Raw genomic sequence first — 15,914 nt, forward strand, 5'->3', positions numbered from 1 at the left:
CACCTCAGACCCCCACGTCGTACGCTCTCCCCTCCCCCACCGCCCCCAGCTTCTGCGGATTGGCGACATTGTGGATGGCCGAGATGCGGCCCACCTCGTCGAAGTCGAAGGTGACCGTGGCGATCACGCGGTCCGGGGACGTGAAGAGCATGCCCGGGGCGCCGTTGATCTCCGCGAGGCGGGCGGTCATGTCGGCCGGCGCGACACCCTGGTAGCTGACCGTGCCGATCGCCGCGAACCACGAGGCCACCGTGGCCGCGCCGACGACCGGCTTCAGGGCCTGGCGGACCTTGCCGCCGCCGTCGGTCCACAGGGTGACGTCCGGGGAGAGCAGTTCCATGAGGGTGTTCATGTCGCCGCCCGTCGCCGCGGCCAGGAAGCGTTCGGTGGCGGCGCGCTGCCGGGACGGGTCGGCGCGGAAGCGGGGGCGGCGGGCCGCGACGTGTTCGCGGGCGCGATGCGCGGCCTGCCGTACCGAAGGCTCGGAACGGTCGAGCGCCTCGGCTATTTCGGCGTGGCTGAAGGCGAAGACCTCCTTGAGCACGAACACCGCGCGCTCCAGGGGAGAGAGCGTCTCCAGGACGACCAGCATCGCCATGGAGACGGATTCGGCGTCCGTCACCGCCTCGGACGCGTCGGGCTGCGTGAGGATCGGCTCCGGCAGCCAGGGGCCCACGTACGTCTCGCGCTTGTGGCGTGCGGAGCGCAGCCGTTCGAGGGCCACGTTGGAGACGATGCGCGTCAGATACGCCTTGGGGTCCGCGACCTGCGCGCGGTCCGCGGCCGACCACTTCAGCCACGCGTCCTGCACGGCGTCCTCGGCGTCGGCCGCGCTGCCGAGCAGCCGGTAGGCGATGGAGAAGAGCAGCCGGCGGTGCTCCTGGAAGGTGTCGGTGGTCGGCGCCTGGTGCGCGCTCATGGCTGGTCTTCTCCTGTGCGGTCGAGGGCTTCTTCGGATTGCACGAGCTTCGCCGGCTTTCAACTGCCGTACGTCAACTCTCACTTGGTGCGTGTGAAGCGGCCGCCGCGCGGCCAGAAGGCGCCCGACGCGGGCATCTTCCTCATCCGGGCGTACGTCGGCCACGGCGAGGCGGTCACCGTCTCCTTGTAGCGCACGGCCGTGCGCCCGGTCAGGGAGATCCGCCGTGCGCTGCCGTCGGGCCGCGTGAACTGCACCACCGCGTCACCGCGGCCGAGGCTGACGGGCGTGTGGTAGTAGCCGAAGCGGAAGGGCTTGGGGTCCCGGCCCCTGAGCATCCGGTCGATGCCGAGCGCCGCGTGCACGCCTGTGGGCATGCCGCCCTGGCAGGTGCCGTGCATCACGCCGTACCCCTGGCGGACGGCGGCCGCGTCGCCGATCGCGTAGACGTCCGGGTGCGAAGTCGAGCGCAGGGAGCGGTCGGTGACGATCCGGCCGCGCTCGTCCACGTCGAGTCCGGCCGCGGCGGCCAGGGGCGCGGCCCGGGTGCCGCCCACCCAAAGCACCGCGTCCGCCGCGAGCGATTCCCCGCCGGCGAGTTCCACGGCACCGGGGAGCACCTTCGCCAGCTCGGCGCCGGCGCGGACCTCGATGCCGAGGCGGTCGAGGGCGGCCCGGAGGTACGTGCGGGCCTTGCGGCCCAGGTCCGCACCCGGCTCCGTACGGCCGACGAGGATCACCTTCAACTGCGGGTGTCGTTCGGCGAGTTCGGCGGCCGACTCGATGCCGGTCAGACCCGCGCCCGCGACGACCACCGTGCCGCCGTCGCCGATCCGGGCGAGGCGGTCGGCGAGCAGCTCCGCGTCCTGCGCCCCGTCCAGGGTGTACGCGTGGTCCTCGGCCCCCGGGACCGAAGCCGTGTCGGCCACGGTTCCGAGTCCGTACACGAGGGTGTCGTAGGCGAGTTCGCGGTCGTCGTCGATGCGTACGGTCTTCGCGGCCGCGTCGATCGCGGTAACCCAGCCGCGCACGAACCGCGCGCCGGTGCCGTCGAGCAGCTCGGGGACGGCGAGTTCGGCAGTCGGCTGACCGGTGGCCGTCATGTGCAGCCGCATCCGCTCGGTGAAGCGCTCCGTGGCGTTCACGACGGTGATCTGTACGCCGCCGCGCTTGTGCGCACGGGCGGCGAGCTGGACGGCCGCGGCCGTTCCCGCGTACCCCGCGCCCAGGATCACCACTCGGTGCGTTCCGTTCTCCCGTGCGTTCATCGCTGTCCCCTTCCGGCTCCGTCGTGCTGACGACCACCAGATGGGAGCGGGCGGCCCGAACGTGACACGGGGCGGATGTGACGCCCGCCACACCTCTCGTCAGGACGACGCCCGTACGACCAACTCCGTGGGCAGGACGACCTGCTCACGGGTCAGCTGGCGGGCCGACCGCGGCTGGTGCGCGTCCACCGAGGCGATCTCCGCGAGGAGCAGCCGGGTCATCTCGCGGCCCATCTCCTCGATGGGCTGGCGGACGCTGGTCAGCGGCGGGTCCATATGGCGGGCGATCGCCGAGTCGTCGAAGCCGACCAGGGACACGTCCTCGGGGATACGCCGTCCCTGCTCGCGCAGGATCTGGCGGGCACCCGAGGCCATCACGTCGGACGCGGCGAAGACGGCGTCCAGGTCCGGGCGGCGGCGCAGCAGTTCGGACATCGCGCGACGGCCGCCCTCCTCCGTGAAGTCGGCCGGCTCGACGAGGCTCTCGTCCTCCTCGAGACCGGCCTCGGAGAGCGCCGCGCGGTAGCCGTCAAGGCGGCGCTGGGCGCCGTAGACGTCCAGGCGGCCGGTGATCGTGGCGATCCGGGTGCGGCCGCGGCCGAAGAGGTGGCCGATGGCCGCCTTCGCGCCTTCGAAGTTGTCCGAGTCGACGGAGGCCAGGGGTTCGGAGGCCGAACGGCGGCCGCTGACCACGGCGGGGATATGGAGATCCTCGATCAGGTCGGGCAGCGGATCGTCCGCGTGGACGGAGACGAGGAGCACACCGTCGACGCGCTGGGCCGCCAAGTACTGTGCCAGGCGCCGACGTTCGCGGTCTTTGCTCGCAAACGTCAGAAGCAGCTGGACCTCGGTCTCGGCGAGGGCGACGCCCACCCCGTGGATGATGTCCGAGAAGTAGGGCTCGGCGAAGAAACGGCCCTCGGGTTCCGGGACCACCAGGGCGATCGCGTCCGTACGGTTCGCGGCCAGCGCACGGGCCGCCGTGTTCGGAACATAACCGAGCTCGGCCACGGCCGCCTCGACGGCCGCGCGCGTCCGTTCACTGACGCGAGGCGAGCCGTTGATGACCCGGGAGACCGTGCCACGGCCGACGCCGGCACGGGCCGCGACCTCCTCGAGCGTGGGCCTGCCCCCGCTCCTGGCCCGTCCCCCCACCCGAGGTTGACGGATCGTCATGCGTGCCTCCCCATCGGCGTATGAACCATCGGCGCGCTCGACGACCCGTGCATGGACCATCGTGCGTATGCCCGAAACTTCGACCACCCGGGCGAAAACTAACAGCCGGATAACCGATTCGGCTCCGTCCGTCCGGTCTCTTGACACTCTCCGGCCCAGCCGGGACTCTTCAACTCATCACACATGGGAGCGCTCCCACCGTACCTGGCTCATACACAACCCGCACGTTCCCGCCCGAGCCGCACAATGAAATCCCCCCACAGCACGAGAGAGTTGGCCGGGAGTCGGCACGTCAGGGCACAAGGAGGACGCAATGCGCATGAGGCACCGAACGTCCCGTCAGGCTGTGGCCTTCGCGGCCGTAGCAGCGTTGGGCGTGGGGCTGCTGGCCGGCTGCGCCGAGGACTCGAAAGAGCCCGGCGGTTCCGGCGACTCGGGCAAGAAGGACGCGAAGGGCAAGACCACCATCACGGTGGGTGTCTTCGGCGCCTTCGGCCTCAAGGAGGCCGGTCTCTACGACCAGTACATGAAGGAAAACCCCGACATCGTCATCGAGCAGACGTCGGTGGAGCGGAACGAGAACTACTACCCCGCACTGCTCACGCACCTCGCCTCGGGCAGCGGACTCGCCGATATCCAGGCCATCGAGGTCAACAACATCGCGGAGATCACCGCGACGCAGTCCGACAAGCTCATGGACCTCGGCAAGGTCAGCGGCGTCGACAAGAACAACTTCCTTGACTGGAAGTGGGCGCAGGGCACCAGCAAGGACGGCAAGACGGTCGCCCTCGGCACGGATGTCGGCCCGCAGGGGATCTGCTACCGCAAGGACCTGTTCCAGAAGGCCGGGCTGCCCACCGACCGTGAGAAGGTCGGCGCGCTGTGGGCCGGCGACTGGAACAAGTACCTCGAGGTCGGCAAGCAGTTCAAGGCGAAGGTGAAGGACGCCGCCTTCGTCGACGGCGCGCAGAACGTGATGGCCGCCGTGCACGGCAGCAGCGAGAACCGCTTCTACGACAAGAGCGGCGAGGTCATCTACAAGACCAACCCGGTCGTCAAGGAAGGCTGGGACCTCGCCGCCGAGTTCGCCGAGGCGGGCCTGTCGGCGAAGCTGCAGAGCTTCACCCCCGGATGGGACTCGGGCTTCGCCAACGGTGACTTCGCCACGATCTCCTGCCCGGCGTGGATGCTCGGCTACATCAAGGACAAGGGCGGCGCCAAGGCCGAGGGCAAGTGGGACGTCGCCGCGGCGCCCAAGCCCAGCAACTGGGGCGGCTCCTTCCTCACCGTGCCCGAGGCCGGCAAGAACAAGGAAGAGGCGGCCAAGCTCGCCGCCTGGCTGACGGCTCCCGAGCAGCAGGCCAAGTTCTTCGCCGAGCGGGCCAGCTTCCCGAGCGCCAAGGCCGCGTACGAGCTGCCCGAGGTCAAGGACGCCAAGCACGCGTACTTCGGCAACGCTCCCATCGGTGAGATCTTCGCGAAGGCCGCGGAAGGCACCCCGGTGCAGATCCTCGGTCCGAAGGACCTGATCATCGCGCAGAACCTCGCGGATGTGGGCATGCTCCAGGTCGACCAGAAGGGCACAGACCCCGATGCGGCCTGGGACAAGGCAGTGAAGTCGATCGACAACGCGCTGGATCAGTAAATGGTGAATCAGTACGAGACCACCGCGGCCCCCCGGGGGGAGGGGGCCGCGGCCCCGCGCGTCGACAAGGCGCCGCCGAGCGCCAAGGAGCAGAAGTCGCGGACGTGGCGCAGCCGTCGCTACCGCTGGGACATGAAGTTCAGCCCGTACGCGATGCTCCTCCCGTTCTTCCTCTTCTTCCTCGCCTTCGGGCTCTTCCCGCTGCTCTACACCGGCTGGGCCTCTCTGCACCGGGTCTCGCTGACCGACCCCAACAACATGGAGTGGCTGGGGTTCAAGAACTTCACCCGGCTGCTCGAGGACGAGTTCTTCTGGAACGCGCTGAAGAACACCGTCACCATCGGCCTGATCTCCACCGTGCCGCAGCTGGTCATGGCCCTGGGGATCGCGCATCTGCTCAACTACAAGCTGCGCGGCTCCTGGTTCTTCCGGGTCGCGGTCCTGACCCCGTACGCCACCTCGGTGGCCGCGGCGACCCTGGTCTTCGTCCTGCTCTTCGGACGCGACTACGGGATGATCAACTGGGGCCTCGGCCTGGTCGGGATCGACAACATCGACTGGAAGAACGGGACATGGACCTCGCAGCTCGCGGTGTCCACGATCGTGATCTGGCGCTGGACGGGCTACAACGCGCTGATCTATCTGGCCGCGATGCAGTCCATCCCCAACGATCTGTACGAGTCGGCGGCGCTCGACGGGGCCACGCGCTGGCAGCAGTTCTTCCATGTGACGCTGCCGTCGCTGCGGCCCACGATCCTGTTCACCTGTGTGGTCTCGACGATCGGCGCGACGCAGCTCTTCGGTGAGCCGCTGCTGTTCAACGACGGGGCCTCGCCGACCGGCGGCTCGGACCATCAGTTCCAGACGCTGGGGCTTTATCTGTACGAGCAGGGCTGGGTGAATCTGCATCTGGGCCGTGCCTCGGCCATCGCCTGGGCGATGTTCCTGATCCTGCTGCTGGTCGCCGCGGTCAACTGGCTGATCTCATGGCGGCTGCGCAAGAGCGAAGGGAGGGCCTGATGAGCGCCATCGTCACCGACCGGGTGCCCACGGATGAGCAGCAGAGCCGTCCTGTGAAGAAGCCGCGCAAGAGCAAGGCCGGCAAGACGCTGTACGGCGGCAAGTGGACGTATCTGGTCCTGATCGTGGTCACCGTCCTGTCCTTGTTCCCGCTGGTGTGGACGGCGATCGCGGCTTCGCGCAACAACGAGCGGCTCGCCCAGACCCCGCCGCCTTTCTGGTTCGGCGGGAATCTCTTCAAGAACCTCGAGATCGCCTGGACCGACGCCAACATGGGCATGGCGTTGCTGAACACCACGATCGTGGCGACCATCGCGTCCGCCGGGACCGTGCTGATCTCGACGCTCGCCGGGTTCGCCTTCGCCAAGCTGCGGTTCCGCTGGAAGAACTTCCTGCTCTTCTTCGTGATCGCCACCATGATGGTGCCGCCGCAGCTGAGCGTCGTACCGCTGTACATGCTGATCGCCGAGCTGTCCTGGACCGATCAGCTGCAGGCGGTGATCATGCCGTTCTTCGTCTGCGCCTTCGGGGTGTTCTTCATGCGCCAATACCTGGTGCAGGCGCTGCCGAACGAGCTGGTCGAGGCGGCCAGGGTGGACGGCGCGAGCAGTTGGCGGGTGATCTGGCACGTGGTGTTCCCCGCGGCGCGGCCGGCCATGGCGGTGCTCGGGATGCTCACCTTCGTACAGGCCTGGAACGACTTCTTCTGGCCGATCATCGCGCTCACCCAGAACGGCAATCCGACGGTGCAGGTCGCCCTGACCGGCCTCGGTCGCGGGTATATCCCCGACCAGTCGGTGATCATGGCGGGCGCGCTGCTCGGCACGCTGCCGCTGCTCCTCGCGTTCGTCGTGTTCGGCAAGCAGATCGTGGGCGGAATCATGCAGGGGGCGGTCAAGGGCTGAGCCTTCGGGCCTGGCCCTCCCCCTTGCGTACGTTCCCCTTGCGTACGTTCCGCTCGTGCACGTTCCGCTCGTGCACGTTCCGCTTGCGCACATTCCGCTCGCCGACGCACCGCCGGCGCCGCCGCCCGCACCCCCAACTCGTCAACTCCCCTTTCCCGTATCAAGAATGGGAGCGCTCCCGTGCCCGCAGTCGAAGCGTCCGCAGCTTCAGCCGTCACCACGGCCGAAGCGTCTTCGGACACCGCAACCCAGCCGGCATCCGCCGGCTCCACCACCTTTCCACCAGGCTTCCTCTGGGGTGCCGCCACCGCCGCGTATCAGATCGAGGGCGCCGCCCAGGAGGACGGGCGCACGCCGTCCATCTGGGACACCTTCAGCCGGACGCCGGGCAAGGTGCTCGGTGGCGACACCGGGGACGTGGCCTGCGACCACTACCATCGCTTCCGCGACGACGTCCGGCTGATGGCCGAACTCGGCCTCGGCGCCTACCGGTTCTCCGTCTCCTGGCCCCGCGTGCAGCCCACCGGGCGCGGCCCCGCCGTACAGCGCGGGCTCGACTTCTACCGCGCCCTGGTCGACGAGCTCCTCGAGCAGGGCATCACGCCGATGGCCACGCTCTACCACTGGGATCTTCCCCAGGACCTGGAGACGGCCTTCCCCAGCGGCTCGTCCGCGGGCGGCGGCTGGCCCGAGCGGGACACCGCCGAGCGGTTCGCCGAGTACGCCGGGATCATGGCCGAGGCGCTCGGCGACCGGGTCGAGCTGTGGACCACCCTCAACGAGCCGTGGTGCAGCGCCTTTCTGGGCTACGGCGCGGGGGTGCACGCCCCGGGCCGCACCGACGATGTGGCGGCCCTGCGCGCGGCCCACCACCTCAACCTCGGACACGGTCTCGCCGCCCGCGCGCTGCGTGCCGCCCTGCCCGCACGGGCCCGTATCGGCATCGCGCTCAATCCGCACGCCGTACGCCCCCTGACCGAGGCGCCCGAGGACCGCGACGCCCAGCGCCGGATCGACGCGCTCGCCAACCGGATCTTCACCGGCCCCCTGCTCAAGGGCGCCTACCCGTCGGACCTCATCGCCGACACCTCGCATATCACCGACTGGTCCTTCGTACGCCCCGAAGACCTCGCCGTCATCAAGCACCCCCTGGACTTCCTCGGCATCAACTACTACACACCCGCGATCGTCTCGGCCACGAGCGATCCCACCGCCCCGCGCCGCGACGGCCACAACGCCGGCTCCCACTCCCCCTGGCCGGGCGCCGACGGTGTGGCCTTCCACCGGGCGCCGGGCGAACTGACCGCGATGGACTGGCCGGTGGATCCGACCGGCCTCACGGACCTTCTCCTTCAATACACCGCCGAAGCCCCCGGGGTTCCGCTCTTCGTGACGGAGAACGGTGCGGCCTTCGACGACCAGGTCGGCGAGGACGGCAGCGTCCACGACCCGGACCGCATCCGGTATCTGCACAGCCACCTGTCGGCGGTGCACGAGGCGATGCGCCGGGGTGCCGACGTACGCGGGTACTTCCTGTGGTCGCTGATGGACAACTTCGAGTGGGCGTACGGCTACAGCAAGCGCTTCGGCGCGGTGTACGTCGACTACGAGACGCAGGAGCGCACGCCCAAGTCCAGTGCGCGGTGGTACGGGCAGGCGGCCCGCGAAGGAGCACTGCCGCCGCTGGACTGACCCGTACACCACGGACCACCAAGACGCGCGCCCCGGCCGGATGGGGGAAGACCGGTCGGGGCGCGCTGGGTGGGGGGTGGATCCCGGGGGCTACAGGAGATGCGGGGACTGTTACTTGTACGCCGCGAACGCCTTCGTGAAGGCCAGCGGCTCCTGGCTGATCGAGCTGCACGTGGGCGAGACCGCCGTCGAGCCGCCCTCGCAGGCCTTGTCGCGGGTCGAGGACCACATCGACAGCCAGCCGAGCCCCTTGGCCTCGGCGAACTTCACCAGCTGCGCGGCGTCGTCCACCTTGAAGATCTCCGTGGTGACGTCGTTGACCCCGATCATCGGGGTCACGGCGACCGCCTTCCACGCCTCGCTGTCGCCGAGCCCGAGCACGCCCTTGATCTGAGCCTGTGTGGCGGTCGCTGCCTGCTCGGCGTACGTCCCCATGTCGCCGCTGTACGAGGGCCCGTAGTCCATCGCCATGATGTTCACGGCGTTGATCGCGACCCCGTTCTTCTTCGCGTCGGCGAGCAGGTCCACGCCCGGCTGGGTCAGGCCCTCAGGCATCACCGGAAGCGTGAACGAGACGTCGAGGCCCGGGTGTTCCTTCTGCAGCTGCGCGATCGCCTGGGCGCGGCGCGTGTTGGCGGCGGTGTCGGGCAGAGCGGCGCCCTCGATGTCGAAGTCGACCTTGGTGAGCTTGTACGCGTCCACGACCTTGCCGTACGCGGCCGCCAGGTCGTCCGCGGACGCGCAGTTGAGGGCGAGCTCGCTGCCCGCCGCGCCGCCGAAGGAGACCCGGACATCGCCGCCCTTGGCGCGCAGGGCGCCTATCTGCGAGGCGACCTTGTCCTCGCCGAGCGCGGTCGAGCCGCCCCACAGCGGGGTGCAACTGCCGTTGCCCGCGGTGACGAAGGCGAGGTTGAACTCCTTCACCCCGGTCTTGTCCGCCGTGCCCACGAGGTCGTACGCGGGGGCGAGCGAGGTGTCGACGAAGGGGGCGAAGCGGGTGGTGGAGCCGGACGGCTGAGTGGGCTCGGCGGGTTCGGTGGGCTCGGCCGGGGAGGTCTCGCTCGGCTTCGAGGTCGGCTGCGAGGTCGGTTCGTCCGTGGGCCCGGCGGACGGCGTGGGGGCATCGGTGCTCGGTGCGGGCTCCGCCTCCGTGGAACAGTCCTGGCCGTCGATCGTGCAGGAGCTCGGGTCGGCGCCCTTGCCACTGGCGACGAAGCCGACGGTGACGGCCTTGCCGGGCGCGAGGTCCCTGTCCCAGGCCGAGGGGCGCACGGTGACATGGCCGTCCTCGACGGTGTGGTCACCGTTCCACAGCGAGCTGAGCTCCGTACCCGCGGGGAGGTCGAACTCGAGCGTCCAGTCGCCCAGCGACTTGTCCGAGTCGTTGGTGATCACGTACTGACCGGTGTAGCCGCCCGACCACGAGCTGGTCTTCGTGTACGCGGCCCCGGCCCCCGCGGCCTGCGCCGTACCCGACAGAACCATCACCGTGGTGCCGACGGCCGCCGCGGCCACGACCGCACCGATCGCCTTCGCCTTGCCGCCGAGTGTGCGCCGGTGCGAGTTGCTCATGGACGTGCCTGCCTTCGTTGTACGTGGGGGTGGGGTGCGGCAGCACGCTAGCGATCTCGGATCCGGCAAATCGGGCGAGGCGGGCGGGGGTTGGGGTTCTTAGGGCGGCGTTAAGGGAGGGATGGGGAGCGATTAAAGGTACGGGTGTTGCTGGAGGTGGAAGTGAGAGGTGAAAGGTGGAGGGAGGCGAGAGGTGGAGGCGCAGGTGGGAGCCGGGGCTGCCGGCGGGACCCGTAAGAGTCGGGCTCACACCCCCGAAGGACTCGCCTGCTGCCCCTTCTTCCTTCGCCGCACCGCGGCCCCCCGGTGCCGGCGCCGCCCCTCGGTGGGCCGGCGGGCGTCCAGCTGGATCCAGATCCGGACCTCCGTGCCCCCGAGCACCGACGACCCGATCCGCAGATCGCCGCCGGTCGCCTCGGCCATCTGCCGCACGATGTCCAGGCCGAGCCCGGTCGATCCGGCGGCTCCCGAGCCGCCGCCCCGGCGCAGCGCCGCTTCCGGGTCGGTGATGCCCGGTCCCGCGTCCGAGACGAGGACGATCACGGCGTCCTCGCCGTTGTGGACGTCGACCGCGAAGGCGGTGCCCTCGGCGGTGTGCCGGAAGACATTGCCGAGCAGCGCGTCGAGGGACGCGACCAAGTCGGCGCGCGCAACGGGGATATGGACCGGCCGGTCCACGCCCGCGACCCGTACCTTGCGCGCCTCGTCCTCGGCGAGCGCCGACCAGAACGCCATCCGCTCCCTGATCACCTCGGCCGCGTCGCACCCGGCGCCACCGCCGTGCGCGGTCTGCGGCTTGGCCTCGCGGGCGGTACGGATGATCGTGTCGACCTCGCGTTCCAGCTGCTCGACCGCGGAGCGGGTCTGGTCGGCCGCGGCCCCGTCGCCCAGGGAGGCGGCGTTCAGGCGCAGGACCGTCAGCGGTGTCCGCAGACGGTGGGACAGATCGGCCGCCAACTCGCGTTCGTTGGCGAGCAGTTGGACCACCTGGTCGGCCATCGAGTTGAAGGCCACGGCGGCCGACTTGAGTTCGGTCGGCCCTTCCTCGGGCACCCGCGCGCCCAGCTTCCCCTCGCCGAGGTCGTGCGCGGCGCCCGCGAGGCGCTTGGCCGGCTGGATGAGCCGTACGCCGAGCCGGTCCGCCACCGCGACGGAGCCGATGATCAGCGCGACGCCCACGCCCGCGAGCACCACCCAGGCCGTGGTGACCCCGTTGGTGACATCACCCTCGGGCACGAAGATCTCGACGACCGCGTTGCCGCCCGAGCTCAGCGCGGTGGGCTGCAGGAGTACGGAGCCGCCGGGCGCCTGGGCGATGAAGGCGCGGCTCTTGCGGCGGGCCGTCTCGACATCGCCGTCGGTGGCGCGCTGGACGCCGATCTCGTTCGCGGCCTGTCCATCGGTGGCCGGCAGATGTACGGCCATCCGCCCCTCGCCGCCCGCGTCGGTGATCGCGATGGCCCGCTCGAGCTCCACGCGGTCGGTGGTGATGGAGAGGGTCGGCGCGATGTTGGCGGCCTGGCGTTCGGCGTTGGAGATGGCGCGGTCGCTGGCCATCTCCTTGATGACCAGGGCCAGCGGGACCGCGAACGCGACGACGACCATCGTGGTGACCGCGAGGCACACCTTGACGAGGGCCCACCTCACCGCGGGGGCTCCAGCTTCACACCGACACCGCGCAGCGTGTGCAGATAGCGTGGTTTCGCCGCGGTTTCACCCAACTTCCGGCGAAGCCACGACAGATGTACGTCGATGGTCTGGTCGTCACCGTACGACTGCTGCCAGACCTCGGCGAGCAGTTCCTTGCGCGGTACGACCACTCCGGGCCGCCCGGCGAGGAAGGCGAGGAGATCGAACTCACGCCGGGTGAGATCGAGCGTGGCACCGTCGAGCGAGGCCTGGCGCCTGAGCGGGTCGATGGCGAGCCCGCCGACGCGCAGCACGCTGGACACCGCCGCCTCGCCCCCGCCGCCGGCTCCCGCCCGGCGCAGCACCGCGGCCATCCGGGCCGACAGATGCTCGACGGAGAAGGGCTTGGTCAGATAGTCGTCGGCGCCGTCGTTGAGGAGCCGGACGATCTCCGTCTCGTCGTCGCGCGCAGTGGCGATGATCACGGGGACGTCGGTGATCCCGCGCAGCATCTTCAGCGCCTCGGCCCCGTCCAGATCGGGCAGACCGAGATCGAGAATGACCACGTCGAAGCGGAAATGAGCGACCTCACGCAGCGCCTCGAGGGCCGTCCCGACACTGCGCACGGTGTGCGAGGCGTCGGTCAGATGCCGGATGAGGGCCGAGCGTACGAACTGGTCGTCCTCGACCACGAGCACACTTGCCATGGCCCGCACCGTACGCCATACGGGGGACGCCGGTCATGGCACATCGGAGACGCCGGTCCTGACACCGGCGTTCCCGCACCCCCGGGACACCAGTGGGCCGGATGGTGCAGGATGGCCCGCGATGCACAGAGGCTTGGTACATGCAGCGGCGTGGACATGCGCCACCGGGGCAGCGGTGACGCTGTCCTGGTGGGGGGTGCACACGGTGATGTCCGGAACGGCCTATGACCCGCCCCGCGCACTCCCGTTGACCGCTTCCCACGAGACGACCCAGCAGGCGGTGGACCCGAAGGCGTCCTCCACCCGCCGCCCCAAGGAGCCCTCGAAGTCCGGCGATTCAGGCAAGGACTCCAATTCGGGCAAACCATCCGAGTCCTCGCGGCCGGACGGGAAGGGGTCCTCCTCCCCGAGCAGCTCACCGAGCAAGTCGGGCAGTTCGTCGCCCTCGTCCTCGGCCGCGGCGGGCGACGTGAAGCCCTACAGCGTCTCGGGCGGCCGGGTCGTCTTCGAGATCCACGCCGCCTCCGCCGAGCTGGTCTCGGCCACGCCCAAGACGGGCTGGGAGATGCAGATCTGGAAGCAGCCGCAGCAGGACTGGATCCGGGTGACGTTCACCCAGGGCACCCGCGAGGTCTCGGTCTTCTGCACCTGGCACGACCATGCGCCGCAGGTGGAGATCGACGATCCGTGACCCGCGGGTGTCCGGCGCCGGTCAGAAGGGGTCGTCGCGATACCGCTCGGTGAGGTCCTCGACCATGCGCCAGTCGTCACCTTCGGACACGAAGACGAGGACGCGGCTCGCCATGGCCGGCACCTCGGCGCGGAGATCGCCGCCGGATGCGTTCGTCGTGTAAGGAGTCACCTTCAGGTTGACGTCGACCGTGGCGCGAGCACCGTCCCTCGCCACGTCGAAGGCGAACGCCTCGGCGCGCCAGCCCCCCGCTGCCGCGTTCCGGGACTTCAGCCCACGGGCGCCTCACCAGCCCATGGCCAGGTCCGGTCAGGTCAGGTCAGACCGGTCCGGTCTGGTCCGGTCCGGTCTGGTCCGGTCCGGTCTGGTCCGGTCCGGTCTGGTCCGGTCCGGTCAGCGGAAGACCCCTGGTGGCGGTGCCGGGGAGGCCACGGCCGCCGCGTCGCGTACGGGGGTGGCGCCGCCGGTGAAGTCGGCCAGGGCGCGGCCGTGTTCGACGCGGCCCGGGTGCGGGTCGGAGGCGATACGGCGGGTGAGTTCCGCGACCGGGAGCTCGGTGTCGGAGGCGACGAGGACCGCGTTGCCGAACCGCTTGCCGCGCAGCACGGCCGGGTCGATGGCCAGGGCCAGTTCCCCGAAGACCGCCGCCACGGTCGCGATCTGGCCGCGCAGATGGGCGAGCGGCGGGCCGTCCGCGAGGTTGGCGGCATAGTGGCCGCCCGGCCTGACGACTCTGCGTACCTCTTCGAGGAATTCGACGCTCGTCAGATGCGCGGGCGTGCGCGCCGCGCTGAACACATCGGCGATCAGCAGGTCCGCCCAGCCGTCGGGGATCTTCAGGAGCCCCTCGCGGGCGTCGGTGGACCGTACGCGGATCCGTGCGGTGGAGTCCAACGGAAGCTCCCTGCGCACCAGTTGGACGAGCGCCGCATCGCGCTCCACGATCTGCTGCGAGGAGCGCGGCCTCGTACCGGCCACATAGCGGGCCAGCGTGAACCCGCCCCCACCGAGATGCACCACCTGCAGCGGCTTGCCGGGCGGGGCGACCAGATCGATGACATGGCCGAGGCGGCGCTGGTAGGAGAAGTCAAGATACCTGGGGTCGTCGAGGTCCACATGGGACTGGGGTGCGCCGTCCACGAGCAGGGTCCAGGCGCGCGGCCGGTCCGGATCGGGTATCAGCTCCGCGAGCCCCCCGTCGACCGTCTCGACCACGGCCTGAGCTGCGCTTTTCCTTCGGGCCATCTGGCCATTATGCGGCCGCACGGGCCGGACCCGCGCTGCGAGCGGGCAGGGGCGGGCACTGGGCCCGTCGGGCCTGGATCCAGGCACCGGCCGACTGCGGATCCAGGCACCGACCGGACCCGGAGCCAGGCACCGGCCGACTGCGGATCCAGGCACCGACCGGACCCGGATCCGGGCCCCGCGGGGGGCCCCGGATCCGGGCCCCGCCGGTAGCCGCGCCCCCGGTGAGCGATGATGGACAAGCGAGGCGATCAACGGCGATACGCCCCTTACGTACACATTCCGTAGTTCTGGAGCGACCCATGGCAGCCCGCATCCTCCTGGCCCGGCACGGACAGACCTCCTGGTCCCTGTCCGGCAAACACACCGGCCGGACGGACATCCCGCTGCTCGACGAGGGCCGGACCGGCGCGAAGCTGCTCGGCGAGCGGCTGCGTCGGGCGCCGTACGACGGTCTGCCGGAGGTCGAGGTGCGCACCTCGCCGCTCGTGCGCGCGTCCGAGACCTGCGAGATCGCCGGGTTCGGCGACCGGGCCGAACGCTGGGACACCCTCATGGAGTGGGATTACGGGGCGTACGAGGGGATGACCCCGGCCGAGATCCAGGCGGTCCGTCCGGGCTGGTTCATCTGGCGGGACGGCGTCCCGGACGGCGAGACGCTGGCCGAGGTGTCCGCCCGCGCGGACGAGGTGGTCGAGTGGGCCCGCTCCGCGGACCGCGATGTCCTCGTCTTCGCCCACGGCCACATCCTGCGCTCCATCGGCGCCCGCTGGCTCGGCCTCCCCCTCGACTTCGCCGCCCGCATCCGCCTCAACCCGACGTCCCTCTCGATCCTGGGCTGGGCCTACGACGCCCCGGCCATCGAGTCATGGAACGAAACGGGCCACCTGGACCGCTAGCCCCGGCCGCTGCACCGGTGGGCCCCCGACAAAGGGACCCTCTGTTCATCGCCACGTCCGGTTTGCCGCCTTTGTGGTGGACGCCGGGCCCCCCTGTCCCCTATGCGGTCCGTCCCAGACCCTGATGGCGCTCCAGGAACGTCGCCACCCCGGCTGCCCGGCGGTGCGGGAGCAGGACGCGCGCCGTGGCGCGCAGTATCGACTGCACGCGGCTCGACTGGACCTCGCCGAGGAGGTCGAGGACCTTGCGGCCCGCCGATGCCGCCTCGTCGGGGCGGCCCGCCCGGGCCAGGTCGTCGGCGAGTTCGGCGGTGTAGAGCGCGGTGTTGCGGGTGAAGTGCGGATCCTGGAGCGCGACGGCGGTGCGCGCATGGGAGGCGGCCCTCGACCACTCGCCAAGCGCGGACCAGCACTGGGCCTCGAGGCCCGCCAGTTCGGCCGCGCCGAAGAAGGTCATCCACTCGGGGTCGGCCTCCGAGGGCCCCCGCCCGAACAGCCGCTGGGCGCGGACGAGCGCCTGCGTGCAGCAGGCCCGGTCGGACAGCG

At 70.4% G+C, this 15,914-nt stretch carries 14 protein-coding genes and 1 pseudogene; 6 read left to right on the forward strand and 9 right to left on the reverse strand.

Going from position 1 to position 15,914, the window contains the following annotated elements; genetic code table 11:
- Nucleotides 1–4: 4 nt before the first annotated feature.
- From ABT367_RS14665 to ABT367_RS14675, 3 genes are all read right to left on the reverse strand, one after another.
- Nucleotides 5–919, reverse strand: coding sequence for an RNA polymerase sigma-70 factor (locus tag ABT367_RS14665; protein ID WP_352253189.1), 915 nt, complete (start codon nt 917–919; stop codon nt 5–7).
- Between the two features lie 80 nt (nt 920–999).
- Nucleotides 1,000–2,187, reverse strand: a complete 1,188-nt coding sequence (locus tag ABT367_RS14670) for an NAD(P)/FAD-dependent oxidoreductase (protein WP_352253191.1) — start codon at nt 2,185–2,187, stop codon at nt 1,000–1,002.
- Nucleotides 2,188–2,286: 99 nt separating this feature from the next.
- Complete coding sequence (locus ABT367_RS14675; RefSeq protein ID WP_352253193.1) at nt 2,287–3,363, reverse strand: LacI family DNA-binding transcriptional regulator; 1,077 nt, start codon at nt 3,361–3,363, stop codon at nt 2,287–2,289.
- Between the two features lie 313 nt (nt 3,364–3,676).
- On the opposite strand from ABT367_RS14675, the gene ABT367_RS14680 reads away from it, so the two are divergent.
- The 4 genes from ABT367_RS14680 (at nt 3,677) to ABT367_RS14695 (ending at nt 8,625) form a co-directional block, all read left to right on the forward strand.
- Complete coding sequence (locus ABT367_RS14680; RefSeq protein WP_352253195.1) at nt 3,677–5,008, forward strand: ABC transporter substrate-binding protein; 1,332 nt, start codon at nt 3,677–3,679, stop codon at nt 5,006–5,008.
- A complete protein-coding gene (locus ABT367_RS14685; RefSeq protein ID WP_352253197.1) occupies nt 5,009–6,028 on the forward strand; it encodes a carbohydrate ABC transporter permease in 1,020 nt (339 codons plus the stop codon).
- Nucleotides 6,028–6,933 carry a carbohydrate ABC transporter permease gene (locus ABT367_RS14690; RefSeq protein WP_352253199.1) on the forward strand — a complete coding sequence of 302 codons (906 nt, stop codon included), beginning with the start codon at nt 6,028–6,030 and terminating at the stop codon, nt 6,931–6,933. Before ABT367_RS14685 ends, ABT367_RS14690 begins: the two co-directional genes overlap by 1 nt.
- Before the next feature lie 180 nt (nt 6,934–7,113).
- The gene (locus tag ABT367_RS14695) at nt 7,114–8,625 is read left to right on the forward strand and encodes a GH1 family beta-glucosidase (RefSeq protein ID WP_352253201.1); all 1,512 of its coding nucleotides are present in this window, start codon (nt 7,114–7,116) and stop codon (nt 8,623–8,625) included.
- Nucleotides 8,626–8,736: 111 nt separating this feature from the next.
- Here ABT367_RS14695 and ABT367_RS14700 read toward each other — a convergent pair whose 3' ends face one another.
- The 3 genes from ABT367_RS14700 to ABT367_RS14710 all read right to left on the reverse strand — a co-directional run bounded on the left by ABT367_RS14700 (nt 8,737) and on the right by ABT367_RS14710 (nt 12,533).
- Nucleotides 8,737–10,197 carry a cellulose binding domain-containing protein gene (locus ABT367_RS14700; RefSeq protein WP_352253203.1) on the reverse strand — a complete coding sequence of 487 codons (1,461 nt, stop codon included), beginning with the start codon at nt 10,195–10,197 and terminating at the stop codon, nt 8,737–8,739.
- 246 nt (nt 10,198–10,443) lie between these two features.
- Nucleotides 10,444–11,844, reverse strand: coding sequence for a HAMP domain-containing sensor histidine kinase (locus tag ABT367_RS14705; RefSeq protein ID WP_352253205.1), 1,401 nt, complete (start codon nt 11,842–11,844; stop codon nt 10,444–10,446).
- Nucleotides 11,841–12,533: a response regulator transcription factor gene (locus tag ABT367_RS14710; RefSeq protein WP_199549871.1), complete on the reverse strand. Its 693-nt coding sequence runs from the start codon at nt 12,531–12,533 to the stop codon at nt 11,841–11,843. Before ABT367_RS14710 ends, ABT367_RS14705 begins: the two co-directional genes overlap by 4 nt.
- Before the next feature lie 121 nt (nt 12,534–12,654).
- On the opposite strand from ABT367_RS14710, the gene ABT367_RS14715 reads away from it, so the two are divergent.
- A complete protein-coding gene (locus tag ABT367_RS14715; protein ID WP_352253207.1) occupies nt 12,655–13,224 on the forward strand; it encodes a hypothetical protein in 570 nt (189 codons plus the stop codon).
- 21 nt (nt 13,225–13,245) lie between these two features.
- Here ABT367_RS14715 and ABT367_RS14720 read toward each other — a convergent pair whose 3' ends face one another.
- Together ABT367_RS14720 and ABT367_RS14725 are read right to left on the reverse strand one after the other, a co-directional pair.
- Nucleotides 13,246–13,440, reverse strand: coding sequence for a hypothetical protein (locus ABT367_RS14720; RefSeq protein ID WP_352253209.1), 195 nt, complete (start codon nt 13,438–13,440; stop codon nt 13,246–13,248).
- Nucleotides 13,441–13,617: 177 nt separating this feature from the next.
- The gene (locus tag ABT367_RS14725) at nt 13,618–14,469 is read right to left on the reverse strand and encodes a spermidine synthase (protein ID WP_352253211.1); all 852 of its coding nucleotides are present in this window, start codon (nt 14,467–14,469) and stop codon (nt 13,618–13,620) included.
- Between the two features lie 302 nt (nt 14,470–14,771).
- Here ABT367_RS14725 and ABT367_RS14730 point away from each other — a divergent pair, with 302 nt between their 5' ends.
- On the forward strand, nt 14,772–15,368 hold the full coding sequence (locus ABT367_RS14730) for a histidine phosphatase family protein (protein WP_352253213.1): 597 nt from the start codon (nt 14,772–14,774) through the stop codon (nt 15,366–15,368).
- 100 nt (nt 15,369–15,468) lie between these two features.
- On the opposite strand, the pseudogene ABT367_RS14735 reads toward ABT367_RS14730, so the two are convergent.
- Nucleotides 15,469–15,914: pseudogene (locus ABT367_RS14735) on the reverse strand (hypothetical protein); the annotation flags it as partial.

The organism is Streptomyces mesophilus (assembly GCF_040300965.1).
In the GTDB taxonomy this organism is placed as follows: domain Bacteria; phylum Actinomycetota; class Actinomycetes; order Streptomycetales; family Streptomycetaceae; genus Streptomyces; species Streptomyces mesophilus_A.

Coding starts and splice junctions, on each gene's coding strand:
- ABT367_RS14725 (WP_352253211.1), bottom strand. CDS start 14,469: ATGGCCCGAAGGAAAAGCGCAGCTCAGGCCGTGGTCGAGACGGTCGAC.
- ABT367_RS14665 (WP_352253189.1), bottom strand. CDS start 919: ATGAGCGCGCACCAGGCGCCGACCACCGACACCTTCCAGGAGCACCGC.
- ABT367_RS14700 (WP_352253203.1), bottom strand. CDS start 10,197: ATGAGCAACTCGCACCGGCGCACACTCGGCGGCAAGGCGAAGGCGATC.
- ABT367_RS14690 (WP_352253199.1), top strand. CDS start 6,028: ATGAGCGCCATCGTCACCGACCGGGTGCCCACGGATGAGCAGCAGAGC.
- ABT367_RS14670 (WP_352253191.1), bottom strand. CDS start 2,187: ATGAACGCACGGGAGAACGGAACGCACCGAGTGGTGATCCTGGGCGCG.
- ABT367_RS14730 (WP_352253213.1), top strand. CDS start 14,772: ATGGCAGCCCGCATCCTCCTGGCCCGGCACGGACAGACCTCCTGGTCC.
- ABT367_RS14685 (WP_352253197.1), top strand. CDS start 5,009: ATGGTGAATCAGTACGAGACCACCGCGGCCCCCCGGGGGGAGGGGGCC.
- ABT367_RS14675 (WP_352253193.1), bottom strand. CDS start 3,363: ATGACGATCCGTCAACCTCGGGTGGGGGGACGGGCCAGGAGCGGGGGC.
- ABT367_RS14680 (WP_352253195.1), top strand. CDS start 3,677: ATGCGCATGAGGCACCGAACGTCCCGTCAGGCTGTGGCCTTCGCGGCC.
- ABT367_RS14710 (WP_199549871.1), bottom strand. CDS start 12,533: ATGGCAAGTGTGCTCGTGGTCGAGGACGACCAGTTCGTACGCTCGGCC.
- ABT367_RS14715 (WP_352253207.1), top strand. CDS start 12,655: ATGCACAGAGGCTTGGTACATGCAGCGGCGTGGACATGCGCCACCGGG.